A 24,262-nucleotide genomic window follows, 5' to 3' on the forward strand; every position below is an offset into this window, starting at 1 on the left:
GTGAATCGGTCTTGTGCAGGGTCCCGATTTCTGCCATAAAAAATTTAGGACAGTAGTGCTGTCTTATTTTGTCGCACAAAACAGGCTGGACTGGCGTATCATTCATGCCATTCCGGCCATTGTTGCGAGCGGCGGGTAGACGGCTCCGCTCTGGCCTGTACGATACCGGGATGCGAACCGGGGCGTATAGCCGCATGGTTCGGCAAGAATTTCGCGAGACGTGCAGCAAAGATCAAGGGAAGCGTTGTGCTTCCCAAGGCAAACCAGCGCCCCGAGGCAAACCAGCGACAGGGGTGCGGAACGGAGGACAGGACGATGACGGAACTGACGCCATCTGCGATCAACGGCCAGGCCGCGCAGACGAAAGCGGCAGCCGTCAAAAATCCGACTCGCGCCACCAACGGCTTGACCGCGCAGGGTCTCTACGATCCGCGCAACGAGCACGACGCTTGCGGCGTGGGCTTCATCGTCAACATGAAGGGCGTGAAGTCGCATCAGGTCGTCGAGGACGGCCTGGCGATGCTTGAGAATCTCACCCACCGCGGCGCCGTCGGCGCCGATCCGCTGGTCGGCGACGGCGCCGGCGTGCTGGTGCAGATTCCGGACCAGTTCTACCGCGAGGAGATGGCTGCACAGGGCATCGAACTGCCGCCGGCCGGCCAGTACGGCGTCGGCCACTGGTTCATGCCGCAGAATGCTGAGCTTCGCGCCCATATCGAGGACATCATCGCCGAATCGGCCCATTCCGAGGGCTTGCCGCTCATCGGCTTCCGCGACGTGCCGGTCGACAATTCGTCGCTGTCGAAGGCGCCGGACATCGTGGCGTCCGAGCCGTTCCATCGGCAGGTTTTCATCGGCCGTACGGCCGATATTCCGGATGACGAGGAATACGAGGCCAGGCTCTATCTGCTGCGCAAGGTGATCTCCGGCCGCATCTACGCCGAGAACGACAACAAGGACATCGGCGCCTATTGCGTGTCGCTGTCGGCGCGCACCATCGTCTACAAGGGCATGTTCCTCGCCTACCAGGTCGGCGCCTACTACAAGGACCTCACCGATCCGCGCTTCCAGACCGCGCTGATCCTCGTCCACCAGCGCTTTTCGACCAACACCTTCCCGTCATGGAAGTTGGCGCATCCCTACCGCATGGTCGCGCATAACGGCGAGATCAACACGGTGCGCGGCAACAACAACTGGATGGCGGCGCGCCAGGCCTCGGTCGACTCCGAGCTGTTCGGCAACAACATCTCGAAGCTCTGGCCGATCTCCTATGACGGCCAGTCGGACACGGCGTGCTTCGACAACGCGCTCGAATTCCTGTTCCAGGGCGGTTACAGCTTGAGCCACGCCATGATGATGCTGATCCCGGAAGCCTGGGCCGGCAACAAGCTCATGGATCAGGACCGCAAGGCGTTCTACGAGTACCATGCCGCGCTGATGGAGCCGTGGGACGGGCCGGCGGCGGTGGTCTTCACCGACGGACGCCAGATCGGCGCCACGCTCGACCGCAACGGCCTGCGCCCGGCGCGCTACATCGTCACCGACGATGACCGCGTCATCATGGCCTCGGAAGCCGGCGTGCTGCCGGTGCCGGAAGAGAAGATCGTGCAGAAGTGGCGGCTGCAGCCCGGCCGCATGCTTTTGATCGATCTCGCCAAGGGCCGCATCATCTCCGACGAGGAAATCAAGTCGGAGATCGCGAGCAAGCATCCCTACAAGACGTGGCTCGCAAACACGCAGCTCATCCTCGAAGACCTGAAGCCGGTCGAGCCGCGCGCGCTGCGCAAGGACGTCAGTCTGCTCGATCGCCAGCAAAGCTTCGGCTATACGCAGGAAGACACCAAGCTGTTGATGGCGCCGATGGCCACCACCGGTCAGGAAGCGGTCGGCTCGATGGGCACCGACACGCCGATCTCGGCGATGTCGGACAAGTCGAAGCTGCTCTACACCTACTTCAAGCAGAACTTCGCCCAGGTCACCAATCCGCCGATCGACCCGATTCGCGAGGAATTGGTGATGAGCCTGGTGTCCTTCATCGGTCCGCGGCCGAACATCTTCGACCTGGTCGGCACGTCGCGCCGCAAGCGGCTCGAGGTGCGCCAGCCGATCCTGACCAATGGCGATCTGGAGAAGATACGCTCGATCGGCCATACCGAGGACCGCTTCGACACCAAGACGATCGACATCACCTATGGCTCGAACGAGGGCGCGGCGGGCATGCAGGGCGCCATCGACCGGCTCTGCGAGCGGGCCGAGGCGGCGGTTGCCGGCGGCTACAACATCATCATCCTGTCCGACCGTCAGGTCGGGCCGGACCGCATCGCCATTCCGGTGCTTCTGGCCACCGCGGCGGTGCACCACCACCTGATCCGCAAGGGGCTGCGCACCGCGGTCGGGCTGGTCGTGGAATCCGGCGAGCCGCGCGAGGTGCATCATTTCTGCTGCCTCGCCGGGTACGGCGCGGAGGCGATCAACCCCTATCTCGCCTTCGACACGCTGCTCGACATGCACCAGCGCGGCGAACTGCCGGAAGAGGTCGACGCATACGAGGTCGTCTCGCGCTACATCAAGTCGATCGGCAAGGGCATCCTCAAGGTGATGTCCAAGATGGGCATCTCGACCTATCAGTCCTATTGCGGCGCGCAGATCTTCGACGCCATCGGGCTCAGGTCGGATTTCGTCGAAAAGTACTTCACCGGCACCGCGACGCTGATCGAAGGCGTCGGGCTGGAGGAGATCGCGACCGAGACGCTCAGCCGCCACACCGACGCCTTCGGCAACGACCCGGTGCTGCGCAACAGCCTGGAGGTCGGCGGCGAATATATGTTCCGCATGCGCGGCGAGGCGCATATGTGGTCGCCGGACGCGGTTGCCACCTTGCAGCATGCCGTGCGCCAGGGCTCCTGGGATACGTTCAAGGAGTATTCCACGCAGATCGACAGCGCGAGCGCGCGGGCGCAGACCATCCGCGGCCTGTTCAAGATCAAGCTGGCGGAAGAGACCGGCCGCAGGAAGGTCGCGATCGACGAGGTCATGCCGGCGGCCGAGATCGTCAAGCGCTTCTCGACCGGGGCGATGTCGTTCGGCTCGATCTCCAGGGAGGCGCACACCACGCTGGCGCGCGCAATGAACACCATCGGCGGCAAGTCGAACACCGGCGAGGGCGGCGAAGAGGCCGACCGCTATCTGCCGCTGCCGGGCGGCGGCAAGAACCCGGAACGCTCGGCAATCAAGCAGGTCGCGTCCGGACGGTTCGGCGTGACGGCGGAGTATCTGGTCAATTCCGACGTCATGCAGATCAAGGTGGCGCAGGGCGCCAAGCCCGGCGAGGGCGGCCAACTGCCCGGACACAAGGTCGACGCGACCATCGCCAAGGTCAGGCATTCGACGCCAGGCGTCGGCCTGATCTCGCCGCCGCCGCATCACGACATCTATTCGATCGAGGATCTGGCGCAACTGATCTACGATCTGAAGAACGTCAACCCGGCGGCCGACGTGTCGGTCAAGCTGGTGTCAGAGGTCGGCGTCGGCACGGTCGCGGCGGGCGTCGCCAAGGCGCGCGCCGACCACATCACCATCTCCGGCTATGACGGCGGCACCGGCGCCTCGCCGCTGACCTCGCTCAAGCATGCCGGCAGCCCGTGGGAGATGGGGCTTGCCGAAACGCACCAGACGCTGGTGCTCAACGGCCTGCGCTCACGCGTCGCGCTGCAGGTCGATGGCGGCCTGCGTACCGGCCGCGACGTCATCATCGGCGCGCTGCTCGGCGCCGACGAGTTCGGCTTCTCGACCGCGCCGCTGATCGCGGCCGGCTGCATCATGATGCGCAAGTGCCACTTGAACACCTGCCCGGTCGGCGTGGCGACGCAGGACCCGGTGCTGCGCAAGCGCTTCAAGGGCACGCCCGAGCACGTCATCAACTTCTTCTTCTACGTGGCGGAGGAGGTGCGCGCGCTGCTCGCCGAAATGGGTTTTACCCATCTCGACCAGATCATCGGCGACACCGACCTTCTGGAGAAGCGCGACGTCATCCAGCACTGGAAGGCGCGCGGGCTCGACTTCTCGAAGATGTTCTTCAAGCCCGACGCGCCGCACGAGGCACTGCACTGGACCGAGCGGCAGAAGCATCCGATCGACGACGTGCTCGACCGCAAGCTGATCGAGCTGGCGAAGCCGGCGCTGGAAGCCAAGCAGGCCGTCACCATCGAGCTGCCGATCCGCAATGTCGACCGCTCGGCCGGCGCGATGCTGTCTGGCGAAGTCGCCAGGCGCTTCAAGCACAAGGGGCTGCGCGAGGACACGATCACCGTCAAGCTCACCGGGACGGCCGGCCAGTCGTTCGGCGCGTTCCTGGCGCGCGGCGTCTCCTTCGATCTGGTCGGCGCCGGCAACGATTATGTCGGCAAGGGCCTGTCTGGCGGCCGCATCGTCATCCGGCCGCCGGAAGAGGCCAAGATCATAGCCGCTGAATCGATCATCGTCGGCAACACGGTGCTCTATGGCGCGACCGAGGGCGAGGCCTATTTCGCCGGTGTCGCCGGCGAGCGCTTCGCGGTGCGCAATTCCGGCGTGGCGGCAGTCGTCGAAGGCGTCGGCGACCATGGCTGTGAGTACATGACCGGCGGCATCGTCGTCGTCATCGGCAAGACGGGGCGCAACTTCGCCGCCGGCATGTCGGGCGGCGTCGCCTATGTGCTCGACGAGAAGGGCGATTTCGCCGAACGCTGCAACATGGCGATGGTCGAGCTGGAGCCCGTTCCGGAAGAGGACGACCTGATGGAGAAGCTGCTCCATCACGGCGGCGACCTCGACCACAAGGGACGCGTCGACGTCTCGGGCGACATGACCAGCCACGATGAGGAGCGGCTCTATCAGCTGATCTCGAACCACGTCCATTACACGGGCTCGGCGCGCGGCCGCGAGATCCTCGACAACTGGCAGAACTTCCGGCCGAAATTCCGGAAAATCATGCCGGTCGAGTATCGCCGCGCGCTGATCGAGATGGAACGCATGCGCATGAGCGTGGCAGCGGAATAGGCTTCGGGCATGGCCGGGAAGGGATTTCCCGGCCGGCATCCTCACCAACAATCCTGACCTCGGAACCAAGGTTGCCATGGCGGCCTTATGAGGTTAACGGGTGCGCCGACAAGCTAGGCTTTCGAGCGTGCCTTCGGACAGCAGGGACTGGACTATGGGCAAGGTGACAGGGTTTCTTGAGATCGACCGGCAGGTGCACAAGTACCAGCCAGCTTCCGACCGCATCCGGCATTTCCGCGAATTCACGCTGCCGATGTCGGACAAGGAGGTCGAGAAACAGGCCGCGCGCTGCATGGATTGCGGCATCCCGTACTGCCACGGGCCGACCGGCTGCCCGATCCACAACCAGATCCCGGACTGGAACGACCTCGTCTACAATGGCGACTGGGACGGCGCGATCCGCAACCTGCACTCGACGAACAATTTCCCGGAGTTCACCGGCCGCATCTGCCCGGCGCCGTGCGAGGAAGCCTGCACGCTGAACCTCGAGGACATTCCGGTCGCCATCAAGACGGTCGAACAGGCGATCGCCGACAAGGCCTATGAGACCGGCCACATCCGGCCCTATCCGCCGGAGAAGAAGACCGGCAAGCGGGTCGCCATCATCGGCTCAGGGCCGGCCGGCATGGCCGCCGCCCAGCAGCTCGGCCGCGCCGGTCATGACGTCCATGTCTATGAGCGCGAGAGCCGGCCAGGCGGGCTGATGCGCTACGGCATTCCCGACTTCAAGATCGAGAAGCACTATATCGACCGGCGCATCGAGCAGATGCAGGGCGAGGGCGTGAGCTTCCATTGCGGCGTCAATGTCGGCGTCGACAAGAAGGTTTCGGAACTGCTCGCCGAGCACGATGCCGTGCTCTATTGCGGCGGCTCTGAAACGCCGCGCCCGGCCAACATTCCGGGCGATGATCTCAGCGGCGTCTATGACGCCATGCCCTATCTCGTGCAGCAGAACCGGCGTGTCGGCGGCGAGCCGATCCAGTCGGTGGCCTGGCCCTCGCACCCGATCATCGCCAGCGGCCAGCATGTCGTGGTTGTCGGCGGCGGCGACACCGCGTCCGACTGTATTGGCACGGCCTTCCGGCAAGGCGCGGTGCGCGTGACGCAGCTCGACATCCGTCCGCAGCCGCCGGAGAAGGAAGACAAGCTCGCCGTCTGGCCCTATTGGGCGACGAAGATGCGCACGTCTTCCTCGCAGGCGGAAGGCGCGGAACGCGAGTTCCAGGTGGCGACGCTCGAATTCATCGGCGAGGACGGTCAGTTGACCGGCGTCCGCTGCTGCGAGGTCGACGAGAAGCGCAAGCCGATCGCCGGCACCGAATTCGTCATCCGCGCCGATCTCGCCTTCATCGCCATCGGCTTTGCCGGCCCGGCGGGCGACAGCGTGATGAAGGAACTCGACGGCGAGATAAAGGTCGTCACAGACAGCCGCCGCTCGAAGAACGTCGAGGCCAACGACCGCGACTACAGGACCAGCGTCGACAGGCTCTACGCGGCGGGCGACGTGCGCCGCGGCCAGTCGCTGGTGGTGTGGGCGATCCGCGAGGGCCGCCAGGCGGCGCGCTCGATCGACGAGGCGCTGATGGGATCTACGGTGCTGCCGCGTTAAGGATTAATCGCCGTCGTCGTGTCAGAAGCGGCGGCTGCGGCTGCCGGTTTCGACGGCCAGGAAAAATCGTCGGCGCGGCCGGGCGAGGCAACCGGCGCCTTGCCCTCGACGGTCAGCTTCTCGCCGGGCAAGTTGGGATCGGCCTTGGCGGGCGGCGCGGCGCCCAGCAGTTCCGTGCCACCGTCGAGCGCGGGATCGCTGAGCAGCATCGGCGCAGTGCGGTCGACTATGACAGGTGCCGCTGCAGGCTTCGACGCCTCGACCGGCGCGCCCGCTGGCGCCGAGACCGTCGTGACGCTGCCGGGCGCCGCCAGTCCAAGGATCTTGGCCAGCGGCTTTTCCGTATAGAAGGCCAGCTTGCGCTTGCCGGCCTTGGTCACGTTGATGCCGTCGTCGGAGCGCAGCCGCACCGCCTGGCCGTTGATGTCGGGACCGGAGGTGACGAAGGCGCCGTTCTCGTCGACGAAACCGTCCCAGACATCGACGAACTCGCCGCCATGATCCTGGGCAGCCGAATGATAGATGTCGTTGAAGGCCAGCATGTCCGAGGTCATCTTCGCCACGCGGAACGCCGGCATGCCGACCCACAGGAAAGGCACCTTGGCCTCCTGTATGGCCTTGCCCAGCGCTTCGGTGCGGCGTTCGTATTCCTTGGTCCAGTTCTCGGAGCGCGGCTGCTCGCGCACGTCGCCGACACGCATCTGCTGGCGATCGTTGGAGCCAAGCATGACCACCACGACGGAAGGCTTCTCCGTCTCGATCAGCGACTTGATCTCGACCGGCCAGTTATAGAAATCCTCACGCACGAAGCCGGATGAACCGTTACTGCGTGAAACGATCCTGACGGCCGGATTGTCGGCAAAGGCGGCGTCCAGGCCCTCGGCCAGCCCGCCTGCCAGGAAGTCGCCGACCACCAGCACGACGCGGGCATCCGGCGTCTTCTCGACGATCGGCGTTTCCGGTTCGGCCGGCGGGCGCGGCTTGGGTTTCTTCCTTGGTTTCGGCCTTGCCTGCTGGATGTCGGCCGGCGGCTCGATGCGCTCGCTGCGGCGCGGAAACAGGAGGTCGCGCAACGACCAGCCGCGGCTTTCCTCCTCTTGCGCGAAGGCAGGCGCATGGAAGGCGCCGGAGGCGGCGACGGCAAGCACTGCGACGGCCAGAATGAGGATCGGCAGGCGGCGAACGATCAGCCAGATGCGCGCAACCGTAACCAATCAAATCTCCATCCCTTGGCGCATGACCTTGCGAACGCGGGAAGTCATGCGCAAGCCAAAGCGCTACAGCATCCTTTCCGTATTTGAAAGGATTCACGCCATGGACGGCTCTACTGCTTGCGGAGCCATTTCAGCACTTCCAGGCTGGGATAGCCATCCTGGGTCAAGCCGACCTTTGCCTGGTAGGCCATAATGGCGGCCTTCGACCCATCGCCGATCTTGCCGTCGAACTTGCCGTCATAATAGCCGTGCTCGGAAAGCCGCTTCTGCAATTCCTGCCGCTCTTCGAAGCTGAGCTTGGTGAAAGGCCGCTGCCAGTCCTGCACAAGCCCGGTGCCGCCGGCGATCTCGTCAGCGAGCAGGCCGACGGCCAAAGCGTATTTGTCGGCGTTGTTGTAGGCTTTGATCACCGAGAAGTTGCGGATCATCAGGAAGGCAGGGCCGCCCCTGCCGTCGGGCACTTTCAGCGTCGCTTTGTCGGTCAGGTTCCTGAACGGCTTGCCATTGGCCCTGACGACGCCGAGCGCCTGCCATTGCGCCAGCGTCTTCGATCCGGCGGGCAGCTTGCCGGCCGGCAGGGTCACTTCGTAACCCCAGGTCTTGCCGGCCTGCCAGCCGTTCTTCCTCAAGAGGTTGGCTGAGGTCGCCAGCGCGTCGGGGATCGAGTTCCAGATGTCGCGCCGGCCGTTGCCGTCCATGTCGACCGCGTAGCGCTGGTAGCTGGTCGGGATGAACTGCGTCTGGCCCATCGCGCCGGCCCAGGAACCCATCAGGTGGCTTTCGTCGATGTCGCCGGTCTGCAGGATCTTCAACGCGGCGATCAGCTGGGTGCGGGCATATTTCGACCGCTGCGGGTCGCCATAGGCGAGCGTTGCCAGCGAACGGATGACATTGCGCATGATGTCATCGCGCTTGAGCGTCTCGCCATAGTTCGATTCCATCGACCAAATGGCGAGAAGGATGTTGCGGTCGACTCCGAACCGCGCCTCGATGCGATCCAGCCACGGCTTCCATTTGCGCGCCATTGCCTGACCGTTGGCTACCGACTGGTCATGCACGCGGTTGTCGAAATAATCCCAGGCGGGAGCGGTGAATTCCGGCTGGGTGCGGGCCTTTTCCAGCACGACCGGATCGGGCTCGATGCCCCTCATGGCCTGATCGTAGACAGCGCCGGAAACGCCGCCTTGCACGGCGGTGGCACGGAAGCCGGTCACCCACTGGCGGAACCCGGCATCGGCGAAAGCAGGTCCGGCAGGCATCAGCAAGGCGAGGGTCAGGCCGGCGGCCGTCACCATTGCCGTCAGGCGCCTTGCGGTGTTGCGAACGGACATCTTTTCCTCCTTCGTCAAACAGGAAGGATCATTCAACGCCGAACTGGGTTAGTATTTAGTTTACCATAGGTGCCGCCGGGAACGAAAAGAGGGGTCGCGGCTTTTAGCCCTGCACGCTCAACTCGGCCGTTCCGTAGTTCAACATTTCGGCGTGAAAATGATTCCGGCGTGAAAATGTCCGGGGGGATTGCGGAGCGGATCGCCGAGCGGATAATTGACCCAAAACATGGGTGAGGCAGCATGAAGCCAGTTCGCAAGGCAGTTTTTCCGGTCGCCGGCCTGGGCACACGGTTTCTTCCGGCCACCAAGGCCATTCCGAAGGAGATGCTGACCGTCGTCGACCGGCCGGTCATTCAATATGTCGTCGACGAGGCGCGCGATGCGGGCATCGAGCATTTCATCTTCGTGACCGGGCGCAACAAGGCGGTCATCGAGGACCATTTCGACGTTCAGTTCGAGCTCTACGACACGCTCGCTCAACGCGGCAAGGACGATCAGCTCGCCCGCCTGCAGCGGCTGCAGCCGGCGCCGGGGCAGACCAGCTTCACGCGCCAGCAGGTGCCTATGGGGCTCGGCCATGCCGTCTGGTGCGCGCGAGAACTGGTGGGCGACGAGCCTTTCGCGCTGCTTTTGCCCGACATGATCATGCAGTCGGAGAAAAGCTGCATGAAAGGCATGGTCGAGCTTTACGCCGAGACCGGCAACAACATCATCGCCGTGCAGGAATGCGACCCGGCCGAGGCGCATAAATACGGCATCGTCGGCCGCGGCGAGGATACCCACAATGGCTTCCGCATCACCGGGATGGTGGAGAAGCCGAAGCCGGGCACAGCGCCCTCCAATCTCTTCATCAACGGGCGCTACATCCTGCAGCCGGAGATTTTCGGCCTCCTCGAAAGCCAGGAGCGCGGCGCAGGCAACGAGATCCAACTGACGGATGCGATGCTGAAGCTGGAAAAGCGGCAGCCCTTCTACGGCTATCACTACAAGGGGCGCACCTTCGACTGCGGCTCGCCCGAAGGCTTCGTCGAGGCCAATGTCGCCTTCGCGCTCTGGCGCAACGACATGAACGAGAGCATGGCCGGCGTCATCCGCACCCTGCTGGATGAAGTGCGGCCGGCAGAGCGGCGCGGAGCGGCGTCCTAGATCTGCCGATCATTCTGGCAATTCCGACCTGGCCGAGGTTCCAAACCTCGGCCATCGGCTACCGTTGCACCTTCAGGCCGAGATAGACGCTGTTGGCGACGTAGTCGCGTCCCGTCAGGTTGCTGGTGAGCTTCTCCGTCCTCACCCGCGTGGTGAGGCCGGCATAGCGGTTCAGCCACCAGGTCAGCCCGGCCTCGGCGCTCAAGATCAGATCGTGGCCGTCGGAGCCGGTATAGTCGCGCCAATCGAGGCCAAGCGCCGAATTCGCCGTCAGGCTGGCGCGGATCTGCCGCTCGCCGGTGAGCCGGCCCGAGTAAAGGACATCGCCGCTCTCGCCGGCCGCGGTCGTGCTCTCGATGGTGGTCCTTCCGGTGAGCCCGATGATGGTGCCGCGCTCGGGCGACCATTTAAGATCGGCGTTGACGTATGGCCCAGCATTGGCCGGCAGGCGGTCGTCATCGATCGCTTCGCGCAGCCAGCCGACAGAGAATTCGCCGGAGAGCTTGTCGTCCATGTCGAGCTCGAGGCCGGCGCGCGCACCGAGCCGCGTCGAGGAGCGCTCGTAGCCGTTGCTGTCGAGGCGCAGATCGTAGACCCGCCGGCCGGCTTCCACCTCGGCGAAGGGCGTGATGGCCGGCGAGACCTGGTAGCCGGCGCGCAAGGTCGCGGAGTAGAGCGTGGAGTCGCGATCCTTCTGCGACAAGACGGTGCCGTCCGAGAGCTTGGCGTCGCCGTAGAAGTCGTGCGTGACCGCGCCGGTCAGCGTGTAGCGCATCTTGCCGACATCTTTCTCGACGCCGAGGCTGCCGTCCACCGTCTGCCGCAACGGTTGCGAGGTGACGCCGGCGATCGCATCCGGCGAGGACGCCGATTCCGGCACGGCCTCGTAGCCGAGCTTGGCGATGGCGCGCAGATCATGATCGAGGTCGACATTGAGCTGGCCCTCGATGCGGCCCCGCGCATCGTTGATCTTCTGGCCCGAAAGCGTGTTGCGGAAGATGCCGTAGCCGTCGATGACGGCCGAATTTTCGCGCCAGTCCGAGGTGGCGGAAAAACGCAGCGCCGTTTCGGACAGCACCGCCGAGCTGCCGCCGCTGCTGGCATCGGCGTTCGACGTCGCGGTGAAGCCCTGCTCGAGCGTTGGCCGGAAGACAAAGGTGCCGACCTTGATGCCGGGCGCGGCGAAGGGATCGTCCTCTGGCTTGACCTTCTGGCCCTCGATCGACCCGGTGCGCTCGGCCCCGGGATCGAGCTTTTGCCGATCGACGCTGTCAATCGTGACGGCGCGGCGGTTGGCGCTTTCTTCATCGATGGCCGCCGTATCGGCCTTGTCGCCGACGGCGGCGGTCTTGGCCGTGCTGCCGGTGGTCTCCCCGGGCTTCTTCTTGGCCTTTTTCTTGTCGGTCGCCTTGGCACCGTTTTTTGTGTCGGCATCGGCTGCGCGCTGCCTGGCGGTCGAAGGCCGGCGCGGCTGGGCCGTGGTCTGATCGTCGGCGAACGGGTCGTCGGTTGCTTGCGGCTGGTCGAAGATGCTCGCGGTCGCGCCCGCTGTCTGGTCGTCGTCCGGAACGGCCCCCGGGCTCTCCGGCTGGTAGGGGTTTGCTTGTGTCTGGTTGTCAGCCGCCGGAGCTGCCTGATCCTGCGATCCTTGCGCGCGCAATTGCCTGGCCTTGCGCTGCTGGTCGGTCAGAATTGCCGATTCGGAGACCTCGCCGCGCAGCTCGGTTTCCTGCGCGAGGACCGGCGCCGGGCGCAGCAAGGCAAGAACGCTCGCCGCCACCAGCAGTGTGCTGACGGCTATGCCCTTTCGACCGCTTTTCGTTTCAGGCTGGGCCCCGGACATCGTCACCACTGCTTGCGCGGCGCAGTCGCGCCATACTTACCGAACCGTAAAGGCGGATGGTTAACGGACGGTTGAGGCGGGCCGTTTTCGCAACCCCCGGGAAGCGTGAAACGGCAATTCCGTTGGACAGGCGGGCGACATGGCGCTAATGGCATCTGCCATGCATGCGGGGTCCCAAGAAAGTAACCAGCCGGAAGAAAGAAAGCAGCCGGACAGGCAGGCTGCGATCGAATCGGCGCTGAGAACGGTGGCGACGGAACAGGCCGGCGTGGCGACACTTGCCACCGCTCTCGATAACGGTTTGTCCGAACCATTCGCAGCCGCGGTGGAGGTCATCTCGCGGATCGAGGGCCGCGTGATCGTCACCGGCGTCGGCAAAAGCGGCCATATCGGCTCCAAGATCGCGGCGACGCTCGCTTCGACCGGCACGCCCGCCTTCTTCGTCCACCCGGCCGAGGCCAATCACGGCGATCTCGGCATGATCGCCAGGGACGACGCCATCATCGCCATGTCCTGGTCGGGCGAAAGCAAGGAGCTGATGGGCATCGTCGCCTATTCCAGGCGCTTCTCGATCCCGCTCATCGCCATCACCTCGGGCGAGACTTCTGCGCTGGCGCGCGCCGCCGACGTGGTGCTTCTCCTGCCGGCGGTGCCGGAGGCCTGCCCGCACGGGCTGGCGCCGACGACATCGGCGCTGCTGCAACTGGTCATGGGTGATGCGCTGGCGATCGCGCTGCTCGAGGCGCGCGGCTTCACGCCGGATCACTTCCGCACCTTCCATCCCGGCGGCCAGCTTGGCGCCAACCTGACGCAGTTGCGCGAGATCATGCATGTCGGCGAGCGGCTGCCGCTGGTGCCGTCGGGCACCGGGATGCGCGAAGCGATCGTCGAACTGTCGCGCAAGGGCTTCGGCTGTGTTGCGATCACCGGCGGCGACGGCGCGCTGATCGGCATCATCACCGACGGCGACATCCGCCGCCACATCGCCAATGATCTTCTGTCAATGAGTGTCGATCAGGTGATGACGAAGAAGCCGAAGACGGCGGCTCCCGACACGCTGGTGGCGACGGCGTTGCAGACGATCAACACGTCCGCCATCACCAGCCTGATGGTGGTCGAGGGCGGCCGCCCGGTTGGCCTTGTCCATCTGCACGATCTGCTTCGCATTGGCGCGGCATAGGATGCGTTGATGTCCGGTGAGGCCGGCCTGTTGGGCCTGGCCTGAAATCTCGACGCATCCTGGAAGTTGGCTTGGTCAGACGGCTTCGACTGTCAGCTCCAGATCGGTATCGGCGGCACCCGTGACACGCACTTGCGCGCCCGCAGGAAGATCCGGGCCGGAGACACGCCACAGCGTATCCCCCAACCTGATGCGGCCGCGGCCGTTCTGGATCGGCTCGGAGAGCGTCGCCGTGCGGCCGACCATCTGCGCGCCGCGGCGGTTGAGCAGCGGCTGGTCGATCTCGCCGGCACGCGCGGCCGTCAGCCTCTTGCCGACGAAGGCCGAGATCACGGACAGGACAAGGAAGGCGATAACCTGGACCTGCCAGGTCCAGATGGCGCCATTCAACTCGGCCTGCCAAGGCAAGATGGCGGCATAGCCGATGAGCAGCGAGATCGCGCCGATGATAAGGGCCGCGATGCCGATCCACAGCATGAACACGCCGGGCGCCACGATTTCCATCACCAGAAGCACGAAGCCGAGAACCATCCAGTTCCATGGCCCGAGTTCCGAAACGATGCGGTCGATCATTGACGTTTCTCCCACCCAGACGGCATAGATCAGTTGTCGCTCCGCCGCACCACCGGCGGCCGCGAGCCCTGCCGCGGCGTGCCGGAAGGGCCGTCGCCCTTGAAGACTTCGCGGGCGATCTCGCCGATACCGCCCAGCGAACCGATCAGCGACGAGGCTTCGAACGGCATCAGCACGATCTTGTTGTTGCTGGACGAGCCGATCTTGGCCAGCGCCTCGGTGTATTTCTGCGCGACGAAATAGTTGATCGCCTGCACGTCGCCCTTGGCGATGGCTTCCGACACCACCTGCGTCGCCTTGGCCTCGGCTTCCGCCGAGCGCTCGCGCGCCTCGGCGTCGCGGAAGGCGGCCTCCCGGCGGCCCTCGGCCTCGAGAATCTGCGACTGCTTCAGGCCTTCGGCGGCGAGGATCTGAGCGCGCTTGTCGCGTTCGGCCATCATCTGGCGGCCCATCGATTCCACCAGATTGGCCGGCGGGTTGATATCCTTGATCTCGACGCGGGTGATCTTGATGCCCCAGGGATGCGCCGCCTCGTCGACGACACGCAGCAGGCGCTCGTTGATGGCGTCGCGGTTGGAGAGCAGTTCGTCGAGATCCATCGAGCCCATGACGGTGCGGATGTTGGTCATGGTGAGGTTGAGGATGGCGTTCTGCAGACCGGAGACCTGGTAAGCGGCCTGCGCCGCATTGAGAATCTGGAAGAAGGCGATCCCGTCGACGCCGACGATGGCGTTGTCGCGGGTGATGATTTCCTGGCTCGGAACATCCAGCACCTGCTCCATCATATTCATCTTGGCGCCGATACGCTCGAAGATCGGGTTGATGATGTTGAGGCCAGGCGTCAGCGTCTTGGTGTACCGCCCGAAGCGCTCCACCGTGTAATTGTAACCTTGCGGCACCGTCTTGATGCCTTTGAAAAGAAGGATGACGACGAGAAAGACAAGAACAATGATGGCAATATCGAAACCGCTGAAGCCCATTTCGTTTCTCCCTCAAAGGCGGCGACCTCACGGAATCACTTAAGTGTGTTTCCGCAGCGTTACAATCATGTGATCGCTAATATTGGTTAGCGGACGCTTTTGCGCACCGGTTTCAGGGTCTGTCGATGAAGCCCGTCACACCCAGCCGGACAACTCGCGCCGCACCAGCGCCTCGATCACCGCCATGCCCTCGGCGCTGTCGTTGAGGCAAGGAATATGGGCGAAGTTCCTGCCGCCGGCGTGATGGAACGTCTCGGCCGCTTCACGGCCGATCTCGTCCAGCGTTTCGATGCAGTCGACGGAGAAACCCGGATTGACGATGGCGATCGACTTCACGCCCTCCTTCGCCAGCTTCTCGACGGTGACGTCGGTATAGGGCTGCAGCCATTCCTGCGCGCCGAAGCGCGACTGGAAGGTGATGATGAGCTTTTTGTCATCCCAGCCGAGCCTTGCCCGCAGCAGCCGCGTCGTCTCGAGGCAATGTGCCTCATAAGGATCGCCCTTGTCGGAATAAGGCTTCGGAATGCCGTGATAGGAGGCGATCACCACCTCCGGCACGAAATCGAGCGTCGCCAGATTTCGCTCGATCGAACGGGCGAGCGCCTCGATATAGACCGGCTCGTCGTAATAGGGCGGCACGCTGCGGATCGCCGGCGCATGCCTGATCCTCATCAGCGCGCGGAATAGCTGGTCGTTGGCGGTCGCCGTCGTCGTCGCCGAATATTGCGGGTAGATTGGGAAGGAAAGGATGCGCTCGCAACCCTGTTCGACCAGTCGGAGGGCGACGCTCTCCGTCGAGGGATTGCCGTAGCGCATCGCCCAGTCGACCACGACATTCGGCAAGTCAGCGAGGGCACCGGCCAGCTTCCCGGCCTGAGAGCGGGTGAAGGTGCGCAGCGGCGACTCGTTCCTCTCCCGGTTCCAGATCCTGGCGTAGTTGGCGCCGGACTTTTTGGGCCGCGTCGTGAGAACCAGCCCGTAAAGGATCGGATACCAGATCGCCTTGTTGAGCTCGATGACCCGCGGATCGGAAAGGAATTCCCTGAGATAGCGCCACATCGGCTTGAAATCGGTGCCGTCGGGCGTGCCGAGATTGATCAGCATGATGCCGATCTTGCCGGCCTTTATCGGTGCGGCGCCTGCCAGCGCCGGACCGGCGGTCTCGGCGGCTTTCGCATCGGCAGGGTTGGCAAGCGTCATCAACGGTCTCCGGACGGGCGCCGTGAAACTAGCGACGCCCTGCTGCTTTTCAATGTAGCGTCTGGCCGCACCTTATCCCGCTCCCGCATGAAAACGGAACACCCGCCCGGTTGCCGGACGGGTGCCCCTGAATTTTCCGGCGAGAGATTACTTCGCGGCCGGTGGAATGGTGAGCGTCGCGCCGAGCGGCAGCCGGCGCGGCCTGTAGTCCTTGTTGGCCTCGGAGATCAGCTTCCATTTGGCGCCGTCGCCATAGTTCTTCTTGGCCAGGTCCCAATAAGTGTCACCGGCGGCGATGACATGACTGGTCTCTGGGCCAGTCTCAGCCGGCTTGGCCCCGGCCGGTGCCGGCTCGGCAGGCTTCGCCGGTTCGGCGGCGGGCGCCGCAGGCGCGGTTTCAGCCGGAACGGTCGGCGGTGTGCCGGCGATGTCGCCGGAATTGGACGGCAAAGCCGGCATCGCGGGCGCAGTCTCGGCCGGTTTGGCAGGCTCGGTGGCCTGTGCCGTCGTGGCCGGAGCTGCCTCGGCGGGCTTTGCCGGTTCAGCCGCGGCTACCGTCGCGCCGACCTCGGTGATGCGGCCGTCGAGCTTCGGCGTATAAGGCCGGTGCGCGCCGAGATAGTCGGCCACCACCTGCTCCAGGCCAGGGCCGTAGTCGTAAGCGTCGGTGGCCTTCTCGGCGAAGACCTTGTAGCCGTCGCCGCCCTGGCGCACGTAATTGTTGGTGGCGACAAGATACTGCTTGTCGGGATTGATCGGCGCCCAGGCGCCGTTCTCCATCACCTCGACGGATTTGACGCGGCCGGCATTGGGCGCCACCGACTTGTCGAAGGAATATTTCAGCCCGGCGACCTGCGGGAAGCGTCCCGCGCCGTCCTCGATCTGGCTGAGCCCGCTTTCCAGCCCGGCGACCAGATCCTTGCCGGAGATCTTGAACGTCGCCAGCGTGTTCTGGAACGGCAGGACCGTCAGCACCTCGCCCATGGTCACGGTGCCCTGGTCGATCGAGGCGCGCAGGCCGCCGCCGTTCGAGATGACGATCTCGACGCCCTGGCCTTTCACCCGGTCGAGGACGGCGTCGGAGACGAGGTTGCCCATCTCGCATTCCCGCGCCCGGCAATTCTCGCGGCTGCCGTCGATCGGCTTGGTGGTCTCGGCGACCTCCTTGTTCTTCAGCGCCTCGATCGGCGCGCCGAGTTCCTTGATGCGGGCGAGCACGGCGGGATCCGGTGTAATCGACTTGTCGAGAAAGATCGGGTCGCCGTTCGCTTCCTTGACGACGCCGTTGTCGTCGAACACGACCTTGAACTCGCCGAGATATTTCGAATAGGACGCCGCCTGCACGACCGGCACCTTGTAGCCGTCGGGGTTGTCGACCATCGTCGGGTAGGGGCCTGCCGCCTTGGGGTCGGTGTTGGACAGGAGCGTGTGGCTGTGCCCGCCGACCACCACGTCGATACTCGGGATTTTCGCAATGACATCGCGCTCGCGGTTGTAGCCGATGTGCGTTACGGCGATGATCTTGTTGATGCCTTCTCCCTTCAGCTTCTCGACCTCGGCGGTGATCGACTTGACGTCGTCCGCGATGGCGATGTTGGGACCGGGCGAGGCGAGTTCCGGCGTGTCGTTGGTGACGGCGCCGACGATGCCTATTTTCTGCCCGCCGACTTCGACCACGATCGACGGCTTGATCTTGCCCGCGGCGCCGGATTTGTCGTTGGGCATGACGTTGGCGCTGACGACCGGGAACTTCGCCTTATCGACAAAAGGCACCAGCGCGCTCTCACCGTCGTCGAATTCGTGGTTGCCGAGCGTCACCGCGTCGGGTTTCATCTGATTGAGAAACTCCTCCTCGGCGGCGCCCTTGTAGGTGATGTAGAACAGCGATCCCTGGAAGCTGTCGCCCGCGTTGAGCAGCAACACGTTCTGGCCTTCCAGCTTCTTGCGCTCCTGCGCGATCGCCGTGACCAGCCGGCCCGCGCCGCCGATGCATTCGCCCTTGGTTTCCTCCTCGGCGGAACATGTCGACTCGTATTTGTTATTGCCTTCGATGCGGCTATGCCAATCGTTGAAATGCAGGATGTTCAGCGTGTAGTCGGCAAAAGAGGTTCCGGCCGACAGGCCAAGCGTCGAGGCAGACAGGGCTAGAATGGCGGCAATTTTCTTCATCTTCGTCTCCCGGATAAGCTGACCTGATGTGCTTAACGCCCTCGCTTGACTGGAACATAACAGCCAGCTTCGGGTCATGTTCACATCGCGTTTTGGTCGATGCAAGCGGAAATCGGGAGGAAGTTTGCCGGCACAAAAAAGGACGGCGGCTTGCGCCGCCGTCCCTGAAAAGGGTCGATGCCTAACGGCTTATGCCCGGCGCGTCAGCACGAAGTTCTGACCGCTGGCGCTGGTGCAGTTGAGCTGGCTGGTGGAGACCATCAGGCAGTTGAAGCTGACCGGCGTCTGGCGGATCAGCGACGTGCCGTGGATCTCGACCGAGGTCGGGCCGGTCATGGTGTAGCTGCCTTCGGACAGCTTCTGGCCGGTGTCGGTGGCGACGGTCGTGAAGCTGCCTGCCGCGAAGGTCGACAGGCCGGTGCCCTTGGCGTCGATCCAGTTGCCCTCGACGCCCTTCGGCGCCGCTGCGATCGGCTCGGAAGGGCCGGTGGTGGTGCAGGCGGCAGCGGCCAGAAGGCTTGCCGCGGCGCTTGCCGAAAGCAATTTGCGCGCAATGGTCATTTGAAAACCCTCTCCTCTCGCATCGGCCCGAAAATCGACTTCGATTTCGGATGGCACGACGCGTCCATTCAATGTGCTAGAGCGGACTTGGTGCATCCGAATGGACGCGTGTCGCTCTAGGCCGCCCGTCTTCAATCGCCCGATTTCCGGGCGATTGCAAGGTGGAGACGGCGGTAGGCCTGGCTGCTATCGCACCAGGATGTTGCGGAACTGCCACGGGTCGTCCTTGTCGAGATCCTCCGGGAAAAGGCCCGGGCGGTTATCGAGCGGCGTCCAGTCTGTGTAATAGCCCCTGACCGGCCCGAGATAGGGAAACTGCACTTCCAGGCAGCGCCGGTAATCCATCTCGTCGGACTCGACGATGCCGGCCGCCGGATTTTCCAGCGCCCAGACCATGCCGGCGAGCACCGCCGAGGTGACCTGCAGGCCGGTGGCGTTCTGGTAAGGCGCCAGCTTGCGCGCCTCGGCCAGCGACAGCTGCGAACCGTACCAGTAGGCATTCTTGTCGTGGCCGTAGAGCAGCACGCCGAGCTCGTCGACGCCGTCGACCAGCTCGTTCTCGTCGAGCACATGGTGGACGGGCTGCGCCTTGCCGGCGGCGCCGAACATCTCGTGCAGCGACAGCACGGCGTCATTGCAGGGATGGTAGGCATAGTGACAGGTCGGGCGGTAGTTCACCTTGCCCTTCTTGCCGCGCACGGTGAAGAAATCGGCGATCGAGATCGACTCGTTGTGCGTCACCAGGAAACCGTATTGCTCGCCGGGCGTCGGGCACCAGCTGCGCACGCGCGTGTTGGCGCCGGGCTGCTCCAGGAAGATCGCCGCCTGCGAGCCGTTTTTGTGCTTCTTGCCGTTCTTGGGCATCCAGTTTTCGTGCGTGCCCCAGCCGAGCTCGGCCGGCTGCAGGCCTTCCGAGATGAAGCCCTCGACCGACCAGGTGTTCCAGAACACGTCCATCGGCTTCGGCTTCTTGGTGCGCTGGGTATCGCGCTCGGCGATGTGGATGCCCTTGACGCCGGTCTTCTTCATCAGCTTGGCCCAGCCCTCGCGGTCGTGCTGCTCGGGCTCGGCAAATTCGAGCCCGAGATCGGTGGCCAGGTGGACCAGCGCCTGCTTGACGAACCACGAGACCATGCCGGGATTGGCGCCGCAGCAGGAGATCGCCGTGCTGCCGCCGGGATTATTCTCTTTCTCTTCGCGCACGGTTTCACGCAGCGCGTAGTTGGTGCGCGAGGCATTGTCGGCCGTTTCGTCGAAATAAAAGCCAAGCCAGGGCTCGACCACGGTGTCGATGTAGAGCACGCCGAGCTTGCGGCAGAGCTTCATCAATTCGAGCGAGGAGGTGTCGACCGACAGGTTGACGCAAAAGCCCTGGCCGCCGCCATTGGTGAGAAGCGGGGTCAGCAGCTTCTTGTAGTTCTTCTTGGTGACGGCGTCCTGCATGAAGGTGATGCCGCGCTCGTCGAGCAGCTTGCGGTCGGTGTCGAGCGGGTCGATGACCACCATGCGCGACTTGTCGAACTTGAAATGGCGTTCGATCAGCGGCAGCGTTCCCCGTCCGATCGAGCCGAAGCCGATCATCACGACAGGGCCGGTGATTTCACCGTAAACGGGCCAGTTTTCATTCGCCATTTTCTGGGACACTCCTTCAAACACATGCAAAATCCGGCGTTTCCGCCGGAAGCGCTACACCACAGATCATTGTCACAAACCAGCGAAAAGCGCCAACCGCCGGCTAAGTCGCGATGATGGCGTGGTTAAGCCGCCTTGGCCATGCCGTCGAGGAAGCTGACCAGCCGGTCGCGGTCGGCGGTCAGGCCCTTGTAGTCGAGCTGTTCCTGATCGAGGGCGTTGAGCTGCCCGGCGAAAGAGGCCGCGAGCGCTGGCTTGTCTGGGTGGCGGGCAAGCACGGCCAGCGGGTCGAGATGGATGCGGATTGTGAAGAGGATGTCGCGCGAGACCGGCAGCTTGCGCAGCGTTTGGCGCTCGACGCGGATGAAGGCATGCGCGTTGATGTCGCCGTCCGGAAAGCGCGTCGGGCGGTTGGTGGCGCGGTCGAGGCGCTGGATGTTGGAAAGCGGATGATAGAGTGCGTCGCCCGCCTGGATCGACCAGTTGAAGCGTTCGACCGCCTGGCCCTGCAGCCCGTCGAACATGCGGTTGATCAAATCGGCCGGCCGCGTGCCGGGGCCGAAGCCAGGCACGGGCGCATGGATCTCCTGAAGCGGCTTGCCGAATTTTTCCTGGAGCGACCAGGATGAGGGGAAACAGAGCGAGCCGGCGGCGAGCCGCCAGCCGTCGTCGCCCCGGCGCATCAGGATCAGATCTTCCTGGACCAGCAGGGACGCCCGGACAAGCGGCGCTTCCAGCAAATCGGGAGCCAGTCCGCCCGTTGCCTGCTCGAGGCCGACAACCTCGACATCCGAGCCGATACCTCGGTGTGTCTCAGGATATTTTGCCGGAAGATAGGCGGAGAGGAGGTCCAGCACCTCGCGCTGCGCGTCGCGGGTGCCGTCTTCCTCGACAAAGACCTTTTCCGGGATTTCCGTGTAAAGCCGCCGCTTCTCTGCGAGATGGGGCAGAAGGAACCGATCGATCTCGATCCAGCGATCGAGCTCGAGCGGTTTGAGGCCGATGGTGAAAGGCTTTGAAGACCCGTCATAGGGCGTGTGGGTTGGGGGCATGTGGGTCGGCTGGCGAACGATCATGCTTCTCTCAAACAGAAAATGGCTTTTCTCAAACAGAAAACGACTGGCGGCTCCAGTGTCAGGCCAGTTGCGCCGGGATCAGCCCGCGCAGTGAATTGCCGACAAAGATCGCCTTCGCCGACTTGAGATCGTCGTAGCTGTAGATCGCTTCCACGGCGCGGCCTTCGTCCAGAAGCTCGCCGCGCAATATTCCAGGCAAAAGGCCGCAGTCGAGCCGGGGCGTCGCCAGCACACCGTCGCCGAAGTCGGCGAAGAGATTGGTGATCGTGCCCTCGCAGAGTTCGCCACGCTCGTTGGCGAGCAGCACCTCGTCGGCTTGCGTGATGAGATATTCGGCACGTGCGTGCGTGTAGACCTGTCGCCGGCTGGTCTTGTGGCGCAGCAGCATGTCACTGGAATCGAGCCGGGTTCGCGCCAGCCGCAGCCGCCACACCTTGCCGGCCGGAAGCGGTTCGTAAGGTTGCGCGGCGGCTGTCGCTTCGCCATTGCGCTGCAGGGCAAGCCGGGTGCGCATCGCGATTTGCTGCCCGCCGACCGCGCCCATCAGCACCTCACCGATCCGTTGCGGGTCGCAGGCAAAGCCGAGCTCCGCGGCGGAAGCGTAAAGCCGCGCAAGATGGCGGTCGAAGCGCAGGAAGCCCGAGCCAGGCTCCCAGCGCATGGTCTCGATCAGTTCGAAGTCGGCACGGTTCCCGTCGCGAAGCGCGCTTTCAGAAGACACTCCCGGTACTCCTCATCGGCCGTCGAATCGAAGACGACGCCGCCGCCGACATTGTAGACGGCCTCGCCATCGGCAAAGAGCGAGATGGTGCGGATCGCCACCGAAAAGCGCATCGTGCCGCCGGGTGCGACCCAGCCGATGGCACCGCAATAAACGTCGCGCGGCACGCTCTCCAGATCGTGCAGGATCTCCATGGCGCGGATCTTCGGCGCACCGGTGATCGAGCCGCAAGGGAAAAGCGCGGCAAAGACCCGGCGAATGCCGACATCCGGCAAGAGTTTCGCCCGCACCCGGCTCACCATCTGGTGCACCGTCGGATAGGTCTCGATGCGGAACAATTCCGGCACCTCCAGCGTGCCGACCTCGCTGATCAGCGAAATGTCGTTGCGCAGCAGGTCGACGATCATGCGGTTCTCGGCCTGGTTCTTTTCGTCGTTGCGCAGGAACGCCTTCAGCCGCGCGTCCTCGGCCCTGGTCGCGCCGCGCGGCGCGGTGCCCTTCATGGGGTGCGTCTCGATCATGCCTTCGGCGTCGATCTCGAAGAAGAGTTCCGGCGAACGCGACAGCACGACCGGATCGCCAAGCGAAATCAGCGCGCCGTATTTCACCGGCTGGCGTTCGGTCAGCGCGTCGAAGGCGGCAAGCGGATCGCCGGACCATTGCGCATGGACCGGAAAGGTCAGATTGCCCTGGTAGCAGTCGCCCTTGCGGATGTGTTCGTGAAGGCGCGCGAAGCGGACGGCGTAGTCCTTGGCGGACCAGCTTGCCCTGGCGTCGAAGATCGGGCCGTTGCTGGCGGGGCCCGAACCCTTCGGCACCGCCTGTTCGAGCGGCGCGTCGAAGACGCCGAGACAGATCAGTGGCGCGCGGCGTCCTTCAGGCAACAATGGCACCAGCTTTGGCTCGAGCAGGTAGCCGGCCTCGTAGGAGAAATAGCCTGCCAGCCATTTGCCGGCGTCGGAGGCCGCCTGCGCTGCCTCGAGCGCTGGCGTGAACTCGGCCGCGCTGCGCGCGACAATGATTTCGTGCGGCCGGTCGAAGACGAACTGGCGAGCGGTCTCGTCGTTGCGGAAGATGGCTGAAGGCAGGGACATAAGCCTCGAATGCGGTCAATTCAGTCGACCGCTCTATATGGGGGCTCGGCGAGGCGCAATCGAGGGAACGGCGTCGGGCGGCGCAAAGCTGGCCGTGGTCCAAAACAAAGGCGGCGCCCGTGGAGGACGCCGCCTTTGCGCCAACACATGTCGGCTGTTCAGGTGTTGCTTGCGGTGCCCGCCGTCGGGAATCGGCGGGCGAATTCCTTCTCGTCGCCAGCGGCCAAGAGCTTCGCCTGCTCGATCCATTTCTCACGCGCGATACGACCGTCGAAATTCAGCACGTCTTCGATGCGCTTGACGTCGGCCTCGGTCCACGCGGCGATCTGGGCGTAGGTCGTGACGCCCTGGCCCTTGAGCAGCTTTTCGTTGACCGGGCCGATGCCGATCAGGCGGCGCAGATTGTCGCCCTTGCCGGCGGCCGCCTTCGGGGCAGCGGCCTTCTTCGGAGCCGGGGCCTTCTTCGGCGCCGCGCTTGCCTTCGGCGCGGCGGATTTAGCCGCCGGCTTCGGCTGAGCCGCCGGCTTGGCCGCGGCGGGTTTGGCCGCAGCCGATTTCGCCGGCGACGATTTGGCCTCGGCCGGTGTCGACATCAGCGCCGTCGGCGCAGGCGCGGCGGCCTTGTTGGCGCCGGTCTTGGCGGGCGTGGAAGGCGCCTCGCGCAGCCGGCCCTCGAGGTCGGCGCGGGCGCGGCTGCATGCGTCGAGTTCGCCGCTCAGGCGATTGGTATCGGCGCGCAATCTATCGCGTTCGCTCTTCGTGCGGTCGAGATCGCCGCGCAGGCTGTCGAGCTCGCCGCGCAGCCGGCCCCAGAAGAACCAGCCAACCAGAATACCCACAATGAACGCCAGGAGCATGTAGAAGAAAGTGCTCATTTCCCTCTCCAGTCCGATCTG

General features: G+C 64.4%; 17 protein-coding genes. 4 read left to right on the forward strand and 13 right to left on the reverse strand.

Features of this window, described 5'->3' with window-relative positions; translation table 11 throughout:
- Positions 1-315: 315 nt before the first annotated feature.
- Both gltB and EJ070_RS15385 read left to right on the forward strand, forming a co-directional pair.
- Positions 316-5,037, forward strand: coding sequence for a glutamate synthase large subunit (gltB, locus tag EJ070_RS15380; RefSeq protein WP_126092129.1), 4,722 nt, complete (start codon positions 316-318; stop codon positions 5,035-5,037).
- A gap of 154 nt (positions 5,038-5,191) precedes the next feature.
- Positions 5,192-6,646, forward strand: a complete 1,455-nt coding sequence (locus EJ070_RS15385) for a glutamate synthase subunit beta (RefSeq protein WP_126092130.1) — start codon at positions 5,192-5,194, stop codon at positions 6,644-6,646.
- Here EJ070_RS15385 and EJ070_RS15390 read toward each other — a convergent pair.
- Entirely contained in the window at positions 6,643-7,860 is a 1,218-nt protein-coding gene (locus EJ070_RS15390; protein ID WP_126092131.1) for a DUF459 domain-containing protein, read from the reverse strand. The genes EJ070_RS15385 and EJ070_RS15390 overlap by 4 nt on opposite strands.
- A gap of 110 nt (positions 7,861-7,970) precedes the next feature.
- Positions 7,971-9,191, reverse strand: a complete 1,221-nt coding sequence (locus tag EJ070_RS15395) for a lytic murein transglycosylase (RefSeq protein ID WP_126092132.1) — start codon at positions 9,189-9,191, stop codon at positions 7,971-7,973.
- A gap of 240 nt (positions 9,192-9,431) precedes the next feature.
- On the opposite strand from EJ070_RS15395, the gene galU reads away from it, so the two are divergent.
- Complete coding sequence (gene galU, locus EJ070_RS15400; RefSeq protein WP_126092133.1) at positions 9,432-10,337, forward strand: UTP--glucose-1-phosphate uridylyltransferase GalU; 906 nt, start codon at positions 9,432-9,434, stop codon at positions 10,335-10,337.
- A gap of 58 nt (positions 10,338-10,395) precedes the next feature.
- On the opposite strand, the gene EJ070_RS15405 is transcribed toward galU, so the two are convergent.
- Complete coding sequence (locus EJ070_RS15405; protein ID WP_126092134.1) at positions 10,396-12,180, reverse strand: outer membrane beta-barrel protein; 1,785 nt, start codon at positions 12,178-12,180, stop codon at positions 10,396-10,398.
- A gap of 160 nt (positions 12,181-12,340) precedes the next feature.
- On the opposite strand from EJ070_RS15405, the gene EJ070_RS15410 reads away from it, so the two are divergent.
- Positions 12,341-13,360, forward strand: a complete 1,020-nt coding sequence (locus EJ070_RS15410; RefSeq protein WP_126095767.1) for a KpsF/GutQ family sugar-phosphate isomerase — start codon at positions 12,341-12,343, stop codon at positions 13,358-13,360.
- A gap of 75 nt (positions 13,361-13,435) precedes the next feature.
- Here the strand turns inward: EJ070_RS15410 and EJ070_RS15415 are convergent, their stop codons facing one another.
- From EJ070_RS15415 to EJ070_RS15460, 10 genes are all read right to left on the reverse strand, one after another.
- Positions 13,436-13,933: an NfeD family protein gene (locus EJ070_RS15415; RefSeq protein ID WP_126092135.1), complete on the reverse strand. Its 498-nt coding sequence runs from the start codon at positions 13,931-13,933 to the stop codon at positions 13,436-13,438.
- Positions 13,934-13,962: 29 nt separating this feature from the next.
- Positions 13,963-14,913, reverse strand: a complete 951-nt coding sequence (locus EJ070_RS15420; RefSeq protein WP_126092136.1) for an SPFH domain-containing protein — start codon at positions 14,911-14,913, stop codon at positions 13,963-13,965.
- A 135-nt stretch (positions 14,914-15,048) separates the two neighbouring features.
- The gene (hemH, locus tag EJ070_RS15425) at positions 15,049-16,113 is read right to left on the reverse strand and encodes a ferrochelatase (protein WP_126092137.1); all 1,065 of its coding nucleotides are present in this window, start codon (positions 16,111-16,113) and stop codon (positions 15,049-15,051) included.
- A gap of 147 nt (positions 16,114-16,260) precedes the next feature.
- Positions 16,261-18,282: a bifunctional UDP-sugar hydrolase/5'-nucleotidase gene (locus tag EJ070_RS15430; protein WP_126092138.1), complete on the reverse strand. Its 2,022-nt coding sequence runs from the start codon at positions 18,280-18,282 to the stop codon at positions 16,261-16,263.
- A gap of 189 nt (positions 18,283-18,471) precedes the next feature.
- Entirely contained in the window at positions 18,472-18,843 is a 372-nt protein-coding gene (locus EJ070_RS15435; RefSeq protein WP_126092139.1) for a hypothetical protein, read from the reverse strand.
- Positions 18,844-19,029: 186 nt separating this feature from the next.
- Positions 19,030-20,475: a homospermidine synthase gene (locus EJ070_RS15440; protein ID WP_126092140.1), complete on the reverse strand. Its 1,446-nt coding sequence runs from the start codon at positions 20,473-20,475 to the stop codon at positions 19,030-19,032.
- A gap of 125 nt (positions 20,476-20,600) precedes the next feature.
- Positions 20,601-21,551, reverse strand: coding sequence for a DUF3445 domain-containing protein (locus EJ070_RS15445; protein WP_126092141.1), 951 nt, complete (start codon positions 21,549-21,551; stop codon positions 20,601-20,603).
- Positions 21,552-21,609: 58 nt separating this feature from the next.
- A complete protein-coding gene (locus EJ070_RS15450; RefSeq protein ID WP_126092142.1) occupies positions 21,610-22,272 on the reverse strand; it encodes an aminotransferase class IV family protein in 663 nt (220 codons plus the stop codon).
- A complete protein-coding gene (locus EJ070_RS15455) occupies positions 22,221-23,366 on the reverse strand; it encodes an aminodeoxychorismate synthase component I (protein ID WP_126092143.1) in 1,146 nt (381 codons plus the stop codon). The genes EJ070_RS15450 and EJ070_RS15455 overlap by 52 nt, the downstream gene beginning before the upstream one ends.
- A gap of 158 nt (positions 23,367-23,524) precedes the next feature.
- Complete coding sequence (locus EJ070_RS15460; RefSeq protein ID WP_126092144.1) at positions 23,525-24,241, reverse strand: proton-conducting membrane transporter; 717 nt, start codon at positions 24,239-24,241, stop codon at positions 23,525-23,527.
- Between the last annotated feature and the right edge of the window lie 21 nt (positions 24,242-24,262).

It is taken from the genome of Mesorhizobium sp. M1E.F.Ca.ET.045.02.1.1, from assembly GCF_003952485.1.
Classification (GTDB): domain Bacteria; phylum Pseudomonadota; class Alphaproteobacteria; order Rhizobiales; family Rhizobiaceae; genus Mesorhizobium.

Coding starts and splice junctions, on each gene's coding strand:
- EJ070_RS15455 (WP_126092143.1), bottom strand. CDS start 23,366: ATGTCCCTGCCTTCAGCCATCTTCCGCAACGACGAGACCGCTCGCCAG.
- galU (WP_126092133.1), top strand. CDS start 9,432: ATGAAGCCAGTTCGCAAGGCAGTTTTTCCGGTCGCCGGCCTGGGCACA.
- EJ070_RS15440 (WP_126092140.1), bottom strand. CDS start 20,475: ATGGCGAATGAAAACTGGCCCGTTTACGGTGAAATCACCGGCCCTGTC.
- EJ070_RS15420 (WP_126092136.1), bottom strand. CDS start 14,913: ATGGGCTTCAGCGGTTTCGATATTGCCATCATTGTTCTTGTCTTTCTC.
- EJ070_RS15460 (WP_126092144.1), bottom strand. CDS start 24,241: ATGAGCACTTTCTTCTACATGCTCCTGGCGTTCATTGTGGGTATTCTG.
- EJ070_RS15415 (WP_126092135.1), bottom strand. CDS start 13,933: ATGATCGACCGCATCGTTTCGGAACTCGGGCCATGGAACTGGATGGTT.
- EJ070_RS15410 (WP_126095767.1), top strand. CDS start 12,341: ATGCATGCGGGGTCCCAAGAAAGTAACCAGCCGGAAGAAAGAAAGCAG.
- EJ070_RS15430 (WP_126092138.1), bottom strand. CDS start 18,282: ATGAAGAAAATTGCCGCCATTCTAGCCCTGTCTGCCTCGACGCTTGGC.
- gltB (WP_126092129.1), top strand. CDS start 316: ATGACGGAACTGACGCCATCTGCGATCAACGGCCAGGCCGCGCAGACG.
- EJ070_RS15395 (WP_126092132.1), bottom strand. CDS start 9,191: ATGTCCGTTCGCAACACCGCAAGGCGCCTGACGGCAATGGTGACGGCC.
- EJ070_RS15435 (WP_126092139.1), bottom strand. CDS start 18,843: ATGACCATTGCGCGCAAATTGCTTTCGGCAAGCGCCGCGGCAAGCCTT.
- EJ070_RS15385 (WP_126092130.1), top strand. CDS start 5,192: ATGGGCAAGGTGACAGGGTTTCTTGAGATCGACCGGCAGGTGCACAAG.
- EJ070_RS15445 (WP_126092141.1), bottom strand. CDS start 21,551: ATGATCGTTCGCCAGCCGACCCACATGCCCCCAACCCACACGCCCTAT.
- EJ070_RS15405 (WP_126092134.1), bottom strand. CDS start 12,180: ATGTCCGGGGCCCAGCCTGAAACGAAAAGCGGTCGAAAGGGCATAGCC.
- hemH (WP_126092137.1), bottom strand. CDS start 16,113: ATGACGCTTGCCAACCCTGCCGATGCGAAAGCCGCCGAGACCGCCGGT.